Source organism: Curtobacterium sp. AC272, from assembly GCF_979258155.1.
Map to the genome: position 1 here is coordinate 491,130 of NZ_OZ409838.1, position 14,151 is coordinate 505,280.

The window sequence follows — 14,151 nt, forward strand, 5'->3', positions numbered from 1 at the left end:
TGACTGACGCCGACGCGGCGCGCGAGCTCCCGCACGCTCACCGCCTGCTGCCCCTCCTCGATCAGGAGCGCGCGGCCCTCCCGCACCAGCTCCTGCCGGAGTGAACCGTGGTGGTACGGACGGGCTTGCGCACTCATATCCCCAGTGTAGACGTTGACAACAAAGTGGGCAGTGTCTACATTGGCGACATGGACGAAACCAGGACCGGTCGAGCACCGACCGACGAGACCGTGATCATCACCGGCGGCACGAGCGGCATCGGCCGTGCGACGGCCGTCGCACTGGCAGGGTCGGGAGCGCGGATCATCCTCGCGGTCCGCAACGAGGAGAAGGGCCGGGCGGTCGTCTCCGCCCTCCCCGGCGCTCCGGGGACCCACCGCGTGCGCCGACTCGACCTCGCCCGGCTCGACACGGTCGGGGCGTTCGCCGACGGCATCGACGAGCCGATCGCGATCCTGGTGAACAACGCCGGTGTCGAGTCGAAGGACCTGGAACGGACGGCGGACGGGCACGAACTCCAGTTCGGGACGAACCACCTCGGACACTTCCTGCTGACGACGCTGCTCCTGCCGCACGTCACCGACCGTGTGGTCACCGTCGCTTCCCAGGCGGAACGCATGGCCCGACTCGACCTCACCGACCTCGACTGGTACCGGCGCACCTACAACGCCGGCCGTGCCTACGCGGACTCCAAGCTCGCCAACCTGCTGTTCACGTCCGAACTCGACCGGCGCCTGCTGGCGTCGGGGTCCTAGGTGCGCGCGCTGGCAGCCCACCCGGGCCTGGTGAAGACGGCGATCTACGAGCGGCCGGCCGGACAGCGCCCGAACCTGTGGGACCGTCTCGTCCCGGTCCTCGGGCAGGAGCCAGAGGACGGTGCGCTGCCGTCCCTCATGGCCGCGACCGCCGACCTGCCCGGTGGGACCTTCGTCGGACCGCGGCGCATGATGCACATGCGCGGTGGAGCCGAGGTCATCGGCCGGTCGAAGCGGGCACAGGACCCGGAGACCGCTGCTCGGCTCTGGTCGATCTCCGAGGAGATGACTGCGGTGGACGCCCGCTCGTGAGCGTCGTCCTCGACGCGACCCGTGCCCGCCTGCTCAGTACCCGGAGTTGGCACCGGCCGCTCGTGGCGTTCGCTGTGCTGATGGGCGTCTGGGCGGTGGTGTGCGTCGTGGGGTTGATCGTCGATCCGCGCACGCTCGCAGCGGACCCGATCTGGGCGAAGCCGCTCAAGTTCTCCGTGTCCCTCGCGCTGTACGCGGTCACGCTGGCGTGGATGCACTCCCTGGTGCAGCGACCCGTCCTGCGACGGATCGGCTGGTGGGCCGGGACCGTCGGCGCGGCGGCATCGCTGCTCGAGATCATCGTGATCTCGATCCAGGTCGTGCGAGGCGTGGGGAGCCACTTCAACGTGTCGACCCCGACGAACCAGTTGTTCTACCAGCTGATGGCCGGTGGGGTCACCCTCATGTACTGCGCCACGCTGCTCGTCGGCGCCGCGGTTGCGGTCTTCTCGACCCTGGACGACCGGGCCTCGGCCTGGGCGCTCCGGATCGGGCTCGTCGTCGCCCTGGCCGGCCTCTCCGTGGGGTTCCTCATGGTCGTCCCCACTTCGGCGCAGCTGGCCGATCCGGGTTCGGGGACGTACGGCTCGCACTCTGTGGGGGGCGACGACCCTTCCGGCGGGATCCCCGTGCTCGGCTGGAACACCCTCCACGGCGACCTCCGCGTGTCCCACTTCGTCGGGATGCACGCCCTGCAGGTGCTGCCGCTCCTCGCGCTCGTCCTGCCGGCGACGATGCCTGAGCGGTCGCGCTTGCGCGTCGTGGTCGTGGCAGGGGCGGCGTACGCCGCGGTCACCTCGATCGCGCTGTGGCAGGCCCTGCGGGGCCAGTCCGTCCTCCGCCCGGACCTGCTGACGATCGGAGCGGTGGGAATCGTCGCCCTGCTCGTCGTGACCAGCGTCATGGTCGTTGCGCCACCGGGGCGAGTCGTTCGAGCGTTCGCGGTTCGCAGAAGGAAACGAGAAGGCGACGGATGAACACGTCCGGCCGTGACCGGGACATCGGACCTCGCCGAGTCCCACGGGCCCACGGGCCCACGGTGACGGGCGCCTGCGCCGGCCCTCGAGGTGCACAGCGGTCGGCGTCGCGGGAGAGAGGGCGGCGGTGGTCGTGACCGCAGCGGCAGGTGCGGCGCGGGGCGGACGCACGCCGCGCCTCCCGGCCGGGTCGTGTACGCAGGGCGGTACCTCGTCGACGCGGTGCACCGCGCCGACCCCGCTCAGGAAGGCGCCCGCTCCATGACCTCACCCTTCGACCTCACCGGCAGGACCGCCCTCGTCACCGGCGGCAACCAGGGACTCGGTCGGGCGTTCGCGTTCGGCCTCGCCGAGGCCGGCGCCCGCGTCGCCATCGTCGGGCGCTCCGCGGAGCGCAACGCCCGTGTCGCCGCCGAGGCCGCGGATGCCGGCCACGACTTCGTCACCATCACGGCGGACATCACCGACGGCGAGCAGGTGGCGCGCATGACCGAGGAGGCGATGACGGCCCTCGGCCGCATCGACGTGCTCGTCAACAACGCCGGCACGTGCCACCACCGCGACGCCTTCGACGTGCCCGACAGCGAGTGGGACGACGTGTTCGACCTCAACGTCCGCGCACTGTGGAAGACGTCGACGGCGGTGGGCGCGCACATGCGTGACGCCGGTTCGGGCTCGATCGTGAACATCGGCAGCATGTCCGGGCTCATCGTCAACCGGCCGCAGTGGCAGCCGGCGTACAACGCGTCGAAGGCCGCCGTGCACCACCTGACGAAGTCGCTCGCCGTCGAGTGGGCGCACTACGGGATCCGCGTGAACGCCGTCGCCCCGGGTACGTGAAGACCGAGATGGCCCCGGTGGACTCCCCGGAGTTCCGGCGGTACTGGATCGAGGACGCACCGCAGCAGCGGTTCGCCCTGCCCGAGGAGATCGCGCCGAGCGTCGTGTTCCTGGCGAGCGACGCGGCGTCCTTCATCACCGGATCCGTGCTCGTGGCGGACGGCGGCTACAGCGCCGTCTGAGCCGGTTCGGCAACCGGCGTGCCCGCGCGGGTCTTCGCGCGGGCCATGCCGACGGCGACGAGCACGGCGGCGACGACCGTCAGGACCACGCCTGCGACGGTGATCCCGCCTTCGAACGCGGCCAGCCGATCGACGCTCCAGGACGTCGTCGCGATGCTGCCCGGCACGAGCACCGCCAGCACCGTCCCGGTCGCCGCGATGCCCACCGCGGTCGCGAGCTCGCTCGAGGTGTCGACGAGCGCCGCACCGACCGACGTCCGGTTCGACGGCAGGCCCTGGAGCACGTTGTTGCCGGCGACGACCCCGACGACCCGCATCCCCGCGGCGACGAGTACGAGCGCCGCGGCGACCCAGCCGTACCCGGCACGGCCGCCGACCGTGAAGAGCGCGAGTCCTGCGACGACGGCGCCGGCGCTCAGCCAGGCCGCGCGGCCGAGGCCCACCCGCTGCACGAACGGGCCGACGAAGCGTCCGGACGCCAGGAGCACCACCACCTGCGGCAGCGTCCCGATCGCGGCGAGTGCCGGTGACCAGCCCCAGGCGAACTGCAGCTGCAGCGTCACCAGGTACGACAGGCCGGAGACGGCCAGGCCGGAGGCCGCCTTGTACGCGAGGACCGCTCGCGACGAGCGGACGGGCGAGCAGGCGCAGGTCGAGCAGCGGCTGTGCCGCGGTGCGCTCCCGCCGCACGAAGGCCGCCACCGCCGCGACCGTCACGACGACCCCGGTCCACCCCGGCCAGGAGGCGCTGCCCGCCTCGGCGAAGAGGGTGGGCGTCCCGAGTGCAGCGACCAGGGCCGTGGTCCCGAACAGCGCGCCGGTCACGTCGATCCGGTCGGGGTGCAGGTCTTCCGGTCGGTCAGCCGGCACGCCGGACCGGATGCCGATGAACGCGAGCGCCGCGATCGGCACGTTCACCAGGAGCAGGGCCTGCCACGGCGCCACCGCGAGGGCGAAGCCACCCGCCGTCGGACCGACCGCGAGCCCGACCAGGCCCGCGGTGGAGATGACCGTCAGCGCCCGGACCCGCAGGGCGTCGGTGTCGAAGAGCCGGAAGGCCAGGGCCATCGACCCGGGCGTCGTCGCATGGCCGCCGCGAGCCCCATGAGCGCGCGGACCGCGATGAGTTCGCCGGTCGTGGTGACGAGCGTGGTCGCCAGCGCGGAGAGCGCGAGCAGCACCAGGCCGACGAGCATCACCCGGCGTCGGCCGAACCGGTCGGCGACCGCACCGAACAGGAGCATGAGGGCGCCGAACACGACCGAGTAGGCGCCGGTGACCCACTGCAGGCCGGTCGTCGACGCGTGGAGTTCACGGCCGATGCTGGGCAGCGCGACGTTCAGCACCGAGTTGTCGAGCATCTCGAACAGGAAGACGGCGGACAGACCGGCGAGGGCGATCCCGGCGTCGCGGAGCCGGGCGGGGGAACGGGTGGACACGTGCACTCCTTCGATGAAGAAGTGGCGACTCGTCCGAGACCGCGTGTGGGTGCCTGGCCGCCGGGGCGACGAGGCATTTTGCCCTCTGCCTGGAGCGTACGTCCAGCGGGGCGTCCGCTGCAAGTGGGCCGGAACGCGCGTCGGTGTCGTGCGAGCCGCTGCCCACGCGAGCAGGCTGTCAGGAGTGCGCTGCGCTGCGCCCTCGGCGTGGGCACGTCCCCGAAGGAGATCCGATGAACCCGACCACCCCTCGCCTGCCCGGCGGCACCTGGACCCTCGGCGACGCATCGGTCACACGCTTCGGCTACGGCGGGATGCAGCTCGCCGGCCCTGGGTCGTCGGACCGCCGAAGGACCACGACGAAGCCGTCGCCGTGCTCCGGGACGCCGTCGCCGGCGGCATCACGCACATCGACACCGCCGAGACGTACGGCCCTCGTGTGGCCAACGAACTGCTGCACGAGGCGCTGCACCCGTACGCCGACGACCTCGTGATCGCGACCAAGGTCGGCGCGCGACGCGACGCCCGAGGCGGGTGGCCCACCGCCAGGGAGCCCGACGAGCTGCGCGCACAGGTCGACGACAACCTCGAGACGCTCGGCGTCGACGTGCTGGACCTGGTCAACCTGCGGCTGGGCGACGCGAACGGTCCGGTCGCGGGGCCGATCGCCCCGGCGTTCGAGACGCTGGTCGACCTGCAGCGACAGGGAGTCATCCGGCACCTCGGCGTGAGCAACGCCACGCTGGACCAAGTGGACGAAGCGCAGGGGATCGCTCCGATCGTGTCCGTGCAGAACATGTACAACCTCGCCAACCGGCAGGACGACCCGCTCATCGACCGTCTCGCCGACGAGGGGGTCGCCTACGTGCCGTTCTTCCCGCTCGGCGGCTTCTCTCCGCTGCAGTCCGAGCTGCTCTCGACCGTGGCGACACGGCTCGGGGCGACGCCGATGTCCGTCGCCCTGGCGTGGCTGCTCCGCCGGTCCCCGAACATCCTGCTGATCCCGGGCACGTCGTCGCGGGCACACCTGCGCGAGAACCTCGAGGGCGCCGCCGTCGTGCTGAGCGACGACGACCTGCTCGACCTGGAGGGCATCGGCGGCTGAGCCCGGCCTCGGACCCTGCCGTGTCCGTTACGGTGCTCGTGGGGCGGCACCGGCGCTGCTCGGAGGCAGGACCGATGACGGACCACGCGGCCACCGCGGCGCAGGAGTTCCTCCGCACGCACGACGAACGGCTCCGTTCCCTGGTCGACCAGGTGGTGCCGGCGGACGAGTACCCGTCGGCGTCCGAGGCCGGCGCGCTCGGGTTCCTGGCCGGGGTGCTGGTCGACCGGCCCGACTGGCTGGACCGTCTCCGAGCCGTCGTCGACGCGTCCGCGGACGTTGCAGGGAGACGAACAGGGTCCGGACTGGACCTGGTTCGCCGAGCTCGTGGCCGCGGGCTACTACGCCGACGCGGGGAACGGCGGGAACGCGGGGAGCGGTCCTGGGACATGGTGGTGGCAGCCCGGTCCGCCGGACGGCTGGAGCGTGCCGGTACCGGTGCCGACCGCAGCGCCCTCGGTCGTGCACCCGTCGCAGCTGGCCGATCGGTACGACGCGGTCGTCGTCGGGTCGGGCGCCGGCGGGGGTGTCGCGGCGTGCGGGCTCGCCGAGTCCGGTCGGCGAGTGCTCGTGGTCGAGGCCGGTGGGTGGCCCGGCACCGCGGACCTCAGCCGTGACCACATCCGGAACCCGCGGTCGAGCTGGGGCGTGGCGCCGCGGTCAGGGCCGTCCGACGTCGGCAACCCGCGGACGGTGGCGGACGGTCGCGAGCGCCTGGTGCTCCGGCCCTCGTCACCGGGTTGGCACAACAACGCCGTCACGGCCGGCGGCGGCACGCGGGTCTACGGCGCACAGGCCTGGCGGTTCGGGCCGCGGGACTTCGCGATGGCGTCGACGTACGGCGTGCCGGACGGCAGCGCCCTGGCCGACTGGCCGTTCGGGTACGACGAACTCGAGCCCTGGTACGAGCGCGCCGAGTGGGAGATCGGGGTCAGCGGCGGTGACGTCGACGGTCCGTGGTCCGGGGAACGCTCGCGCGCGCGACCGATGCCACCGCTGCCGTCGGGGGCAGCGCGGGACCGGCTCGCCGGCGCCGCGGACGCCCTGGGCATCTCGACGGTGCACGTCCCGCTCCTGATCAACTCGACGCCGTACCTGGGTCGCCGCGCGTGCGAGCAGTGCGGCATGTGCGTCGGCTTCGCGTGCCCGGTCGACGCCAAGAACGGCAGCCAGAACACCATGCTGACCCGCGCGTTCGCCACCGGGAACGCGTCGATCGTGCTCGAGTCACGGGTCGCCCGGCTGCGTACGGACGGTGCCGGCCGCGTGGTCGGCGTCACGATCGTCGGCACCGCGGACGGCCGCGACTGGCGGGCCGAGGTCGACGCCGCCGAGGTCGTCGTGGCGGCCGGGGCGGTGGAGTCGGCACGGCTCCTGCTGAACAGCCGGAGCGACCAGGAGCCCGACGGCATCGGCAACGGCGCGGACCAGGTCGGCCGGCACCTGCAGGGCCACGTCTACGGCGGCGCGATGGGGGTCTTCGACGACGTGGTGGACGACGGTCTCGGACCGGGGCCGTCGATCGCCACCACCGACTACCGGCACGGCGTGCCCGGGCAGATCGGTGGCGGGATCCTGGCGAACGAGTTCATCGCGACGCCGTCGAACACGTACCAGTACCTCGTCGGCACGGGGCTCGCGCCGCGTTCCGGGCTCGACGGCAAGCACGCGATGCGGGACCTGGCGCGGCGCAGCATGCGGATCATGGGGCCGATCCAGGAGGTCACCACGGCCGACGCACGCGTCCGCGTCGACCCCGCGGTGACGGACCGGTACGGCATCCCGGTGGCGTCGTTCAGCGGTGGGGTCCACCCGGAGGACGTCCGTGCTCGCGACCACACCAGCGCCCGGAGCGGCGACTGGTTGCGCGCGGCCGGCGCCACGCGCGTGGCGGAGCTGCACGGTCCGGTCCGGGGCACGAGCGGTGGGCAGCACCAGGCCGGCACGCTCCGGATGGGGACGGACCCGGCGACGTCGGTCGTCGACCCCACCGGCCGAGTGTGGGGACACGACAACCTGCGCGTGACCGACGGCTCGGTGCACGTCACGAACGGCGGGGTGAACCCGGTCCTCACCATCCTGGCGACCGCGATGCGGAGCGTCGACGCGATGGTCGCGCAGCACGGTTGACCACGTGCCCGGTCCGCCACCGATACGGTGGCGTCCGTGACCGACGACCCTGAAGCCGCCATCGCCCAGCACGTCCACGACGCGTGGGACGGTTCCCTGCGGCTCGTGCACATCACGATCTCGGACGAGGACGGCGACGCCTACCCCGGCCAGGACGTCGACCGGTGGGTGATCGACGTCCGGGTGCCCATCACCGACGACGAGGCCGAAGCGGTGTCGGTCGCCGAGGTCGCCGCGTACACGAGCCGATCGCCGAGTCGGTCGAGGCGCTCGTACTCGGGTACCAGGTGTCCGACGTCGACGGTGGCTTCGCCGCGGCGATCGTCGTGCCGGACGCCACCGGCGAGACCTTCCTGTCGCTGCAGACGCACGCCGCCGAGATGCTCGGCAAGCCGGACCTGCTCGCGCTGGACCGGCTCACCGTGCGTCCGGCGTACCGCGGGCTGCCCGGGCTCGTCCCCGCCGTGGTCGACGCCGTGCGCCGTGGCCCGCCGGTCGTTCGGCGTCGTGGGTGCTCGCGGACCCCTCGGTCTGGAACGTGCCGTTCGAGGACCAGGACCGTGCGGCCGGCGAGTTCGTCCAGTGGGCGGACACCCCCGTGTTCGCGTCGATGAACGCGGACCACGAGGACCTCGAACGGTTGGCCGCCGTGCCCCCCACCGGCGGCATCGTCATGGGGTCCCGCTCGGACGAGGTGCACCTCGGCGACGCGCTCGACGAGGCGTTGGCACGTCCGGCGATCGCGGTCGCGTTCGCCCTGCCGCCGAAGCTCCCGGCGAGCATTTGGGCCGCGGCCCCCGAGGACGTCCACGGCGTGCACCCCGACGAGGCCACCGGGTCCATCACCGTCGAGACGCACGACGAGCAGCTCGAGGTCGTCGGATCGCCCGGCACGGCACCGCAGCTGGTCGGGACCTCGGCCTCGGCCGACGCCGCGACGCAGGACTGGCTCCGGGCGGTGCACCAGCGCTGGTGGCAGTACGAGCCCGGACTGCACGACCGGATCCACGAGGTCGTCGACGAGTACCTGACGTCGGGGGAGATCGAGTCCGTCACCGACGAACGCGCCCCGCACCTGCACGCACCGGACCTGCCCGTGTTCCGCACCGAGTGGCCCGGGATCGGCGAGGTGCACCTGGAGCCCTCGGCGAGGACACCGAACCCGTCGTGTACGACGCCGTGCTCGAGGTCGGCGATGCCCACGACCACATCGGGGTCGTCGTCGTGCACGAGTCCGGGCACGTCCGGGCATCCCTCCACGACGAGTGGAACCCCGCTCTGGCGGACGTGACCGGTGCACTCACCCACCTGGTCAGCCTCGGTGCGGGGGAGTTCTTCGCGGACGCGCTGCACGACGAGCTGTCGGCCGGCGCCGAGCACGCGATCCTGACGGGCGACGTCCGGGGCCACTGACCCGGACGGGCACCCGGCCGCCGCCGAGCGCGGTCCAGACCGGGCGGGAGCCGGCCTGCGCTCAGCCGAGCCGAGCCGTCAGGCTGCGGAGGTGCGCCCGGGTCAGGGCTGCGGCCGCGGCCGCGTCCCCGGCGTCGATCGCGTCGACGATGTCGTCGTGCACGTCGCGGTCGGCCTCGCTGCCGTACACCCCGTCGATGCGCAGCAGTTCGATCATCGCCTGGCGGCTGCGAGGGTGAACCCGTCGAAGAGCTCGGTGAGCAGCGGGTTGTGGGCGGCGACGACGATCGCGCGGTGCAGCGCCGTGTCCGCGTCGACGTGCTGCTCGATCGAGGCGCGTCGTTCCTGCCGGTACCTCGACCGCGCGCCGCATCGTGCGGAGCTCAGCCAGGGTCCGGCGATCCGCGGCGAGGGACGACGCCTCGACCTCGATGGCGATACGGGCCTCGACCACGGCGGCGATGTCGGCGCGGCGGACCACGTCGTCGAGGCCGTCCTGCACGTCGAGCGCGGTGACGAAGACCCCGGCGCCCTGCCGCGAGGCCAGCACGCCCCGACCGGCGAGGTGCCGGATCGCCTCGCGCACCGTCGAGCGACCGACGCCGAGCTGCGGTGCCAGCGTCGTCTCGCCGGGGAGCTTGTCGCCGAGCACCCACTCACCGTCGCGGATGCGGGCGAGCAGGGCGTCGGCGGCCTGTTCGGCGAGGGTTCGCGGCGGACCGGTGTCATGTGCCCATCCTGCCGCATCGCACGCAACACCTCTACTTGTCTGAGGAGTGGTGCTACGGTCGTCGCGACAGCTGCAGAGGAGCCTCATGACCACCACCACCCCCGACGTCGCGACCCCATCGTGGAACCGACAGCGTCCGTCCCCGATGCCGTCGTACCGGTACCAGGACGTCTCCGACCGCGTCGCCGTCCCGCTCACCGACCGCACCTGGCCGACGCGGTCGCTCACCGCGGCGCCACTGTGGGTCCCCGTCGACCTGCGCGACGGCAACCAGGCGCTCGCGGAGCCGATGGACCCCGAACGCAAACGGCGGTTCTTCGAGCTCATGGTGCGGATGGGCTACAAGGAGATCGAGGTCGGCTACCCGTCGGCGTCGGAGACGGACCACGCGTTCGTCCGGCTGCTCGCCGACACGGACCTGGCGCCGGACGACGTCACGATCGTCGTGTTCACCCCGCCCGGCGTGACCTGATCGAACGGACGGTCGAGTCGATCCGCGGGATCACCAACGACGTCGTGATCCACATGTACACCGCGACCGCCCCGACGTGGCGCGACGTCGTGCTCGGGAAGGACCGGGACGAGCTGCGCGAGATGATCCTCGCCGGGGGCCGCGACGTCCTCGAGCTCGCGGGGCACCTGCCGAACGTCCGGTTCGAGTTCTCCCCGGAGGTCTTCAACCTGACCGAGCCGGAGTTCGTCCTCGAGGTCTGCGACGCGATGACCGAGCTCTGGGACGCCACACCGGAGCGCCCGGTGGTCATCAACCTGCCGGCGACCGTCGAGATCGCGACGCCGAACGTCTACGCCGACCAGATCGAGTGGATGCACCGCAACCTGGCCCGGCGCGACGGCGTGATCCTGTCGGTGCACCCCCACAACGACCGGGGGACCGGCATCGCGTGCGCCGAACTCGCGGTGCTCGCGGGGGCACAACGCGTCGAGGGCTGCATCTTCGGCAACGGCGAGCGGACCGGCAACGTCGACATCGCCACGCTCGCCCTCAACCTGCACGCGCAGGGCATCGACCCGATGATCGACTTCTCCGACATCGACGAGGTCCGGCGGACGGTCGAACACGCCACCCGCATCGAGCTGCACCCGCGGCACCCCTACGTCGGCGACCTGGTGCACACCGCGTTCAGCGGTACCCACCAGGACGCCATCCGCAAGGGCTTCGCCGAACACCGAGCACGCGCGGCCGCAGCGGGGCGTCCTGAGTCGGAGACCGCGTGGCGCGTCCCGTACCTGCCGATCGACCCGGCCGACCTCGGCAGGGACTACGACGCGGTCATCCGGGTGAACTCGCAGTCCGGCAAGGGCGGTGTCGCACACCTGCTCGAGACGGCGTCCGGCATCGAGCTCCCGCGCCGGCTGCAGATCGACTTCGCTCGTCGTGTCCAGCAGCACGTCGACGGTTCGGGGGCCGAGGTCGACGGACCCGAACTCCTCGACCTGTTCGAGCGGAGCTACGAGCGGGCGGCCGGAGCCCCGGCGGACGTCGAGCTGGTGGCGATCGAGGCGACGCACGGCGACGGCGCGCGCACCGAACTCACCCTGCGGATCGACGGAGTCGAGCACCGCGGAGCCTTCGTCGACGTCGGTCCGGTCGAGGCGGTCGTCGAACTGCTCGCCGGGTGCGGGACGGCAGTCGACATCGTCTCGCTGCACCAGACGTCGCGGACGACGGGCAGCGCCAGTGCAGCACTGACCCTGCTCGAGTACCGCGACGGGGCCGGGGTGCACTGGGCGGCCGGACGACACCGCTCGGTGCTCACCGCGAGCGTGGAAGCCGTCCTGCAGGCGGCACGAGCGATCCGCTCGGCTCAGACCGGGCGGTAGATCGCGATCGGGGTGCCTGGTCGTCACCGTCGTCGTGCGCGTCGCCGGTGGCGAGCCAGGTCCGCCCCTCGTGCTCGATCGTGGTCGGCAGGTCGCCGTGCACCAGGATGCGGATGGCGGGGGTGTCGCCGTCGATCAGGTCGACGCCGTGGGCCTCGGTCCCGCCCGGGTTGTCGTGCACGTAGCTCATGCTCCGATCGAACTCCTCGGTGCCTGATGACCGTGCCTGATGACCGTGCCGGGCCGCGCCGGGCCGCGCCTCGCGACACCGGACACGCCCGGATCTGCCGCAGAACACGTCCGTGGGCCCGCGATCGGGTACAGTCGACTCCGCACGGCCCAGACGGCGTGCGAACGCGGATGTGGCGCAGTGGTAGCGCATCACCTTGCCAAGGTGAGGGTCGCGAGTTCGAATCTCGTCATCCGCTCGGACGGAACAGGACCCCCGGGGTTGCTCGACAGAGCAGCACCGGGGGTTCTGTCGTTCCCGGGCGCCGTGAGCGGGCGCATCCGGGGGCGCAGGCTTCGGGTACCCGCGCCCGCCGGACGCAGAGGCCGCACTGCCCCGAGTGGAGACGCCGGGTGGGTGGCCCAGCGATGTCCCGAAGAGTGATCCGGAGCATCGTCACGGTCGGATTGGACCCCAGTTCGGGCATGCGGAAAACCGCAAGAACTCCGCACGACATGCGGTTGGCGATTGCGTCAGAAGAGGTCCTCGGGTATAGGGACGAGCGTTGCACGGGTACCGGGGAGGCTGATCCAGCGCGCGGATCCGGCCTCGACCACCGTGACGAGCACGGTGTCACACGTCCGGCACCGGGCGACGGAGCCCATCGCCGAGCAGTACACGGCGGTGCGTGCGACCGATCCGCGGGACCCGCACCCCGCGCAGCAGAGCACCGTCACGGTCGGCTCCGGACCGAGCACCTCGGACAGGACCCCCGCGAGGGCGTTGCCGTCGACGACCGTCATCAGCTGCCCCCGAACCGTTCGGCACGGACGTCGGTGGTGTCGTGCCCGAGGTCGGCGAGCCAGCGGAGCACCTGCTCGACGAAGGGCGTCGAGCCGCACACGTAGACGAGCGCCCCGGCGTCGGGTGGGAAGACCGCGGCGGCGAGCGCATCGCGGGTCAGCCGTCCCGCGGGCACAGCGGACCCGGGTGGAGCGGTCCGGCTGTACACGGTGGTCACGTCGAGCGGAGCGTCGGAAGCGACGGCCCGGTCGAGTTCGGCGCGGAAGAAGACGTCGTCGGGGGTCCGGACGGCGACGAGCAGCCGGAACGGTGCGGGGTCCCCGGCCTCGGCGTGCGCGGTGACCATGGCGACGAGCGGCACGATCCCCGAGCCGCCGGCGATCAGCTGCACCGGACGGGCGGACGGGGCGGGGCGCCACACGAACCAGCCGCCGAGCGGCCCGTGCACCTCGAGCGCGTCGCCGACCTCGACCGCGTCCACCAGGAACGGGGACACCTCGCCACCCTCCACGCGGTCGACGGCGAGCACGACGTCGGTCCGGTCACCCGCCGAGGCGATCGAGTACGAGCGGGATGCCTGGTAGCCGTCCTCAGCCGTGAGTCGCAGGTCCAGGTGCTGGCCCGGGTCGTTCCCCGGCCACGTCGGGACGTCCAGGACGACCCGACGTGCGTTCGGGGTCTCGCGCTCCACCGAGGCGACCGTCGCGGGGTGCCAGGCCGGCCGTCTGCGGGGCGCGGGCCGGGTGGCGGGCGCGATCCGGGCCTCCAGGTCGGTGGACGGATCCGTGGACGGATCCGTGGACACGTCGGTGGACACGTCGGTGTCGGGAACCGTCACCAGTACCGCTCTTCCTTCCACGGGTCGCCGTGCAGGTTGTAGCCCGCGTTCTCCCAGAAGCCCGGCTCGTCGTCCGCCTGCATGACGATCCCGCTCACCCACTTCGCGCTCTTCCAGAAGTACAGGTGCGGCACCAGCAGGCGCGCCGGACCGCCGTGTTCGGGCTCGAGCGGTTCACCGTCGGCCTCGAACGCGATCCACGCCTTGCCGTCCAACAGCTCGTCGAGCGGCACGTTCGTCGTGTACCCGCCGGTGCTGTGCACCATGCAGTAGTCGAGCGACGTCTCGACGTCCTCGAACAGGCGGTCGAGGGGGACGCCGCGCCAGGCCATGTCGAGCTTGGTCCAGTGCGTGACGCAGTGGATGTCGACGGTGACGTCCTCGACGCCGAGCGCGTGCACCTCGTCCCACGTCCAGGTGTGCAGACCGTTCTCGGTGCGGATCGAGAAGGTCCACGACGCCGGATCGACGTCGGGCGTGGCACCGGCTGACAGGACCGGCCAGTCGCGCACCAGGGTCTGGCCGGGTGGGATGCGGGTGTCGTCGCGGTCGGCCCGACGGCCACCGAACCCCCTGGTGAACGTCGCCATGATCCTCCTCGGACGGGATGGTCCG

The 14,151-nt window shown here is 72.3% G+C and carries 17 protein-coding genes, 1 tRNA gene and 2 pseudogenes; 11 read left to right on the top strand and 9 right to left on the bottom strand.

Features of this window, described 5'->3' with window-relative positions:
- Positions 1-8: 8 nt before the first annotated feature.
- Positions 9-137: pseudogene (locus ACZZ0J_RS02490) on the bottom strand (TetR family transcriptional regulator); the annotation flags it as partial.
- 51 nt (positions 138-188) lie between these two features.
- On the opposite strand from ACZZ0J_RS02490, the gene ACZZ0J_RS02495 reads away from it, so the two are divergent.
- From ACZZ0J_RS02495 to ACZZ0J_RS02510, 4 genes and pseudogenes are all read left to right on the top strand, one after another.
- A complete protein-coding gene (locus ACZZ0J_RS02495; protein WP_463434605.1) occupies positions 189-755 on the top strand; it encodes an SDR family NAD(P)-dependent oxidoreductase in 567 nt (188 codons plus the stop codon).
- The gene (locus tag ACZZ0J_RS02500; protein ID WP_463434607.1) at positions 756-1,067 is read left to right on the top strand and encodes a hypothetical protein; all 312 of its coding nucleotides are present in this window, start codon (positions 756-758) and stop codon (positions 1,065-1,067) included. It begins immediately after the preceding gene.
- Positions 1,064-2,044 (top strand): hypothetical protein, encoded by a 981-nt coding sequence (locus ACZZ0J_RS02505; RefSeq protein WP_463434609.1) that lies wholly within the window; start codon positions 1,064-1,066, stop codon positions 2,042-2,044. The genes ACZZ0J_RS02500 and ACZZ0J_RS02505 overlap by 4 nt, the downstream gene beginning before the upstream one ends.
- A 261-nt stretch (positions 2,045-2,305) precedes the next feature.
- Positions 2,306-3,066: pseudogene (locus ACZZ0J_RS02510) on the top strand (SDR family NAD(P)-dependent oxidoreductase).
- Here the strand turns inward: ACZZ0J_RS02510 and ACZZ0J_RS02515 are convergent.
- Both ACZZ0J_RS02515 and ACZZ0J_RS02520 read right to left on the bottom strand, forming a co-directional pair.
- Positions 3,051-3,629, bottom strand: coding sequence for an MFS transporter (locus tag ACZZ0J_RS02515; protein ID WP_463434611.1), 579 nt, complete (start codon positions 3,627-3,629; stop codon positions 3,051-3,053). The pseudogene ACZZ0J_RS02510 and the gene ACZZ0J_RS02515 overlap by 16 nt on opposite strands.
- Before the next feature lie 450 nt (positions 3,630-4,079).
- Positions 4,080-4,505, bottom strand: coding sequence for an MFS transporter (locus ACZZ0J_RS02520; protein WP_463434613.1), 426 nt, complete (start codon positions 4,503-4,505; stop codon positions 4,080-4,082).
- Between the two features lie 373 nt (positions 4,506-4,878).
- On the opposite strand from ACZZ0J_RS02520, the gene ACZZ0J_RS02525 reads away from it, so the two are divergent.
- The gene (locus ACZZ0J_RS02525; protein WP_463434615.1) at positions 4,879-5,610 is read left to right on the top strand and encodes an oxidoreductase; all 732 of its coding nucleotides are present in this window, start codon (positions 4,879-4,881) and stop codon (positions 5,608-5,610) included.
- A gap of 279 nt (positions 5,611-5,889) precedes the next feature.
- Entirely contained in the window at positions 5,890-7,740 is a 1,851-nt protein-coding gene (locus ACZZ0J_RS02530) for a GMC oxidoreductase (RefSeq protein WP_463434617.1), read from the top strand.
- Between the two features lie 140 nt (positions 7,741-7,880).
- Here the strand turns inward: ACZZ0J_RS02530 and ACZZ0J_RS02535 are convergent, their stop codons facing one another.
- Positions 7,881-8,111, bottom strand: a complete 231-nt coding sequence (locus tag ACZZ0J_RS02535; RefSeq protein WP_463434619.1) for a hypothetical protein — start codon at positions 8,109-8,111, stop codon at positions 7,881-7,883.
- Between the two features lie 140 nt (positions 8,112-8,251).
- On the opposite strand from ACZZ0J_RS02535, the gene ACZZ0J_RS02540 reads away from it, so the two are divergent.
- Together ACZZ0J_RS02540 and ACZZ0J_RS02545 are read left to right on the top strand one after the other, a co-directional pair.
- Positions 8,252-9,031: a hypothetical protein gene (locus tag ACZZ0J_RS02540; RefSeq protein WP_463434621.1), complete on the top strand. Its 780-nt coding sequence runs from the start codon at positions 8,252-8,254 to the stop codon at positions 9,029-9,031.
- Entirely contained in the window at positions 9,028-9,153 is a 126-nt protein-coding gene (locus ACZZ0J_RS02545) for a hypothetical protein (protein WP_463434623.1), read from the top strand. The genes ACZZ0J_RS02540 and ACZZ0J_RS02545 overlap by 4 nt, the downstream gene beginning before the upstream one ends.
- Positions 9,154-9,214: 61 nt before the next feature.
- Here ACZZ0J_RS02545 and ACZZ0J_RS02550 read toward each other — a convergent pair whose 3' ends face one another.
- Complete coding sequence (locus ACZZ0J_RS02550; protein WP_463434625.1) at positions 9,215-9,805, bottom strand: FadR/GntR family transcriptional regulator; 591 nt, start codon at positions 9,803-9,805, stop codon at positions 9,215-9,217.
- A gap of 163 nt (positions 9,806-9,968) precedes the next feature.
- On the opposite strand from ACZZ0J_RS02550, the gene ACZZ0J_RS02555 reads away from it, so the two are divergent.
- Both ACZZ0J_RS02555 and ACZZ0J_RS02560 read left to right on the top strand, forming a co-directional pair.
- Positions 9,969-10,355, top strand: a complete 387-nt coding sequence (locus ACZZ0J_RS02555; protein WP_463434627.1) for a hypothetical protein — start codon at positions 9,969-9,971, stop codon at positions 10,353-10,355.
- A gap of 29 nt (positions 10,356-10,384) precedes the next feature.
- Entirely contained in the window at positions 10,385-11,725 is a 1,341-nt protein-coding gene (locus tag ACZZ0J_RS02560; protein WP_463438127.1) for a 2-isopropylmalate synthase, read from the top strand.
- On the opposite strand, the gene ACZZ0J_RS02565 is transcribed toward ACZZ0J_RS02560, so the two are convergent.
- On the bottom strand, positions 11,658-11,915 hold the full coding sequence (locus tag ACZZ0J_RS02565) for a hypothetical protein (protein WP_463434629.1): 258 nt from the start codon (positions 11,913-11,915) through the stop codon (positions 11,658-11,660). The two genes, ACZZ0J_RS02560 and ACZZ0J_RS02565, sit on opposite strands and share 68 nt — an antisense overlap.
- 166 nt (positions 11,916-12,081) lie before the next feature.
- On the opposite strand from ACZZ0J_RS02565, the gene ACZZ0J_RS02570 reads away from it, so the two are divergent.
- Positions 12,082-12,153 (top strand) — tRNA-Gly (locus ACZZ0J_RS02570).
- Positions 12,154-12,427: 274 nt separating this feature from the next.
- On the opposite strand, the gene ACZZ0J_RS02575 is transcribed toward ACZZ0J_RS02570, so the two are convergent.
- From ACZZ0J_RS02575 to ACZZ0J_RS02585, 3 genes are read right to left on the bottom strand one after another with little or no spacing between them, the layout of a single operon-like run.
- Complete coding sequence (locus tag ACZZ0J_RS02575) at positions 12,428-12,697, bottom strand: DUF6510 family protein (RefSeq protein ID WP_463434631.1); 270 nt, start codon at positions 12,695-12,697, stop codon at positions 12,428-12,430.
- Positions 12,697-13,536, bottom strand: coding sequence for a ferredoxin reductase (locus tag ACZZ0J_RS02580; protein WP_323749137.1), 840 nt, complete (start codon positions 13,534-13,536; stop codon positions 12,697-12,699). The genes ACZZ0J_RS02575 and ACZZ0J_RS02580 overlap by 1 nt, the downstream gene beginning before the upstream one ends.
- The gene (locus ACZZ0J_RS02585; protein ID WP_463434633.1) at positions 13,533-14,126 is read right to left on the bottom strand and encodes a molybdopterin-dependent oxidoreductase; all 594 of its coding nucleotides are present in this window, start codon (positions 14,124-14,126) and stop codon (positions 13,533-13,535) included. The genes ACZZ0J_RS02580 and ACZZ0J_RS02585 overlap by 4 nt, the downstream gene beginning before the upstream one ends.
- Positions 14,127-14,151: the final 25 nt, after the last annotated feature.

What these genes read in the sequence shown, in the direction of transcription:
- ACZZ0J_RS02495 (WP_463434605.1), top strand. Translation starts at nt 189, where the DNA reads ATGGACGAAACCAGGACCGGTCGAGCACCGACCGACGAGACCGTGATC.
- ACZZ0J_RS02555 (WP_463434627.1), top strand. Translation starts at nt 9,969, where the DNA reads ATGACCACCACCACCCCCGACGTCGCGACCCCATCGTGGAACCGACAG.
- ACZZ0J_RS02565 (WP_463434629.1), bottom strand. Translation starts at nt 11,915, where the DNA reads ATGAGCTACGTGCACGACAACCCGGGCGGGACCGAGGCCCACGGCGTC.
- ACZZ0J_RS02575 (WP_463434631.1), bottom strand. Translation starts at nt 12,697, where the DNA reads ATGACGGTCGTCGACGGCAACGCCCTCGCGGGGGTCCTGTCCGAGGTG.
- ACZZ0J_RS02585 (WP_463434633.1), bottom strand. Translation starts at nt 14,126, where the DNA reads ATGGCGACGTTCACCAGGGGGTTCGGTGGCCGTCGGGCCGACCGCGAC.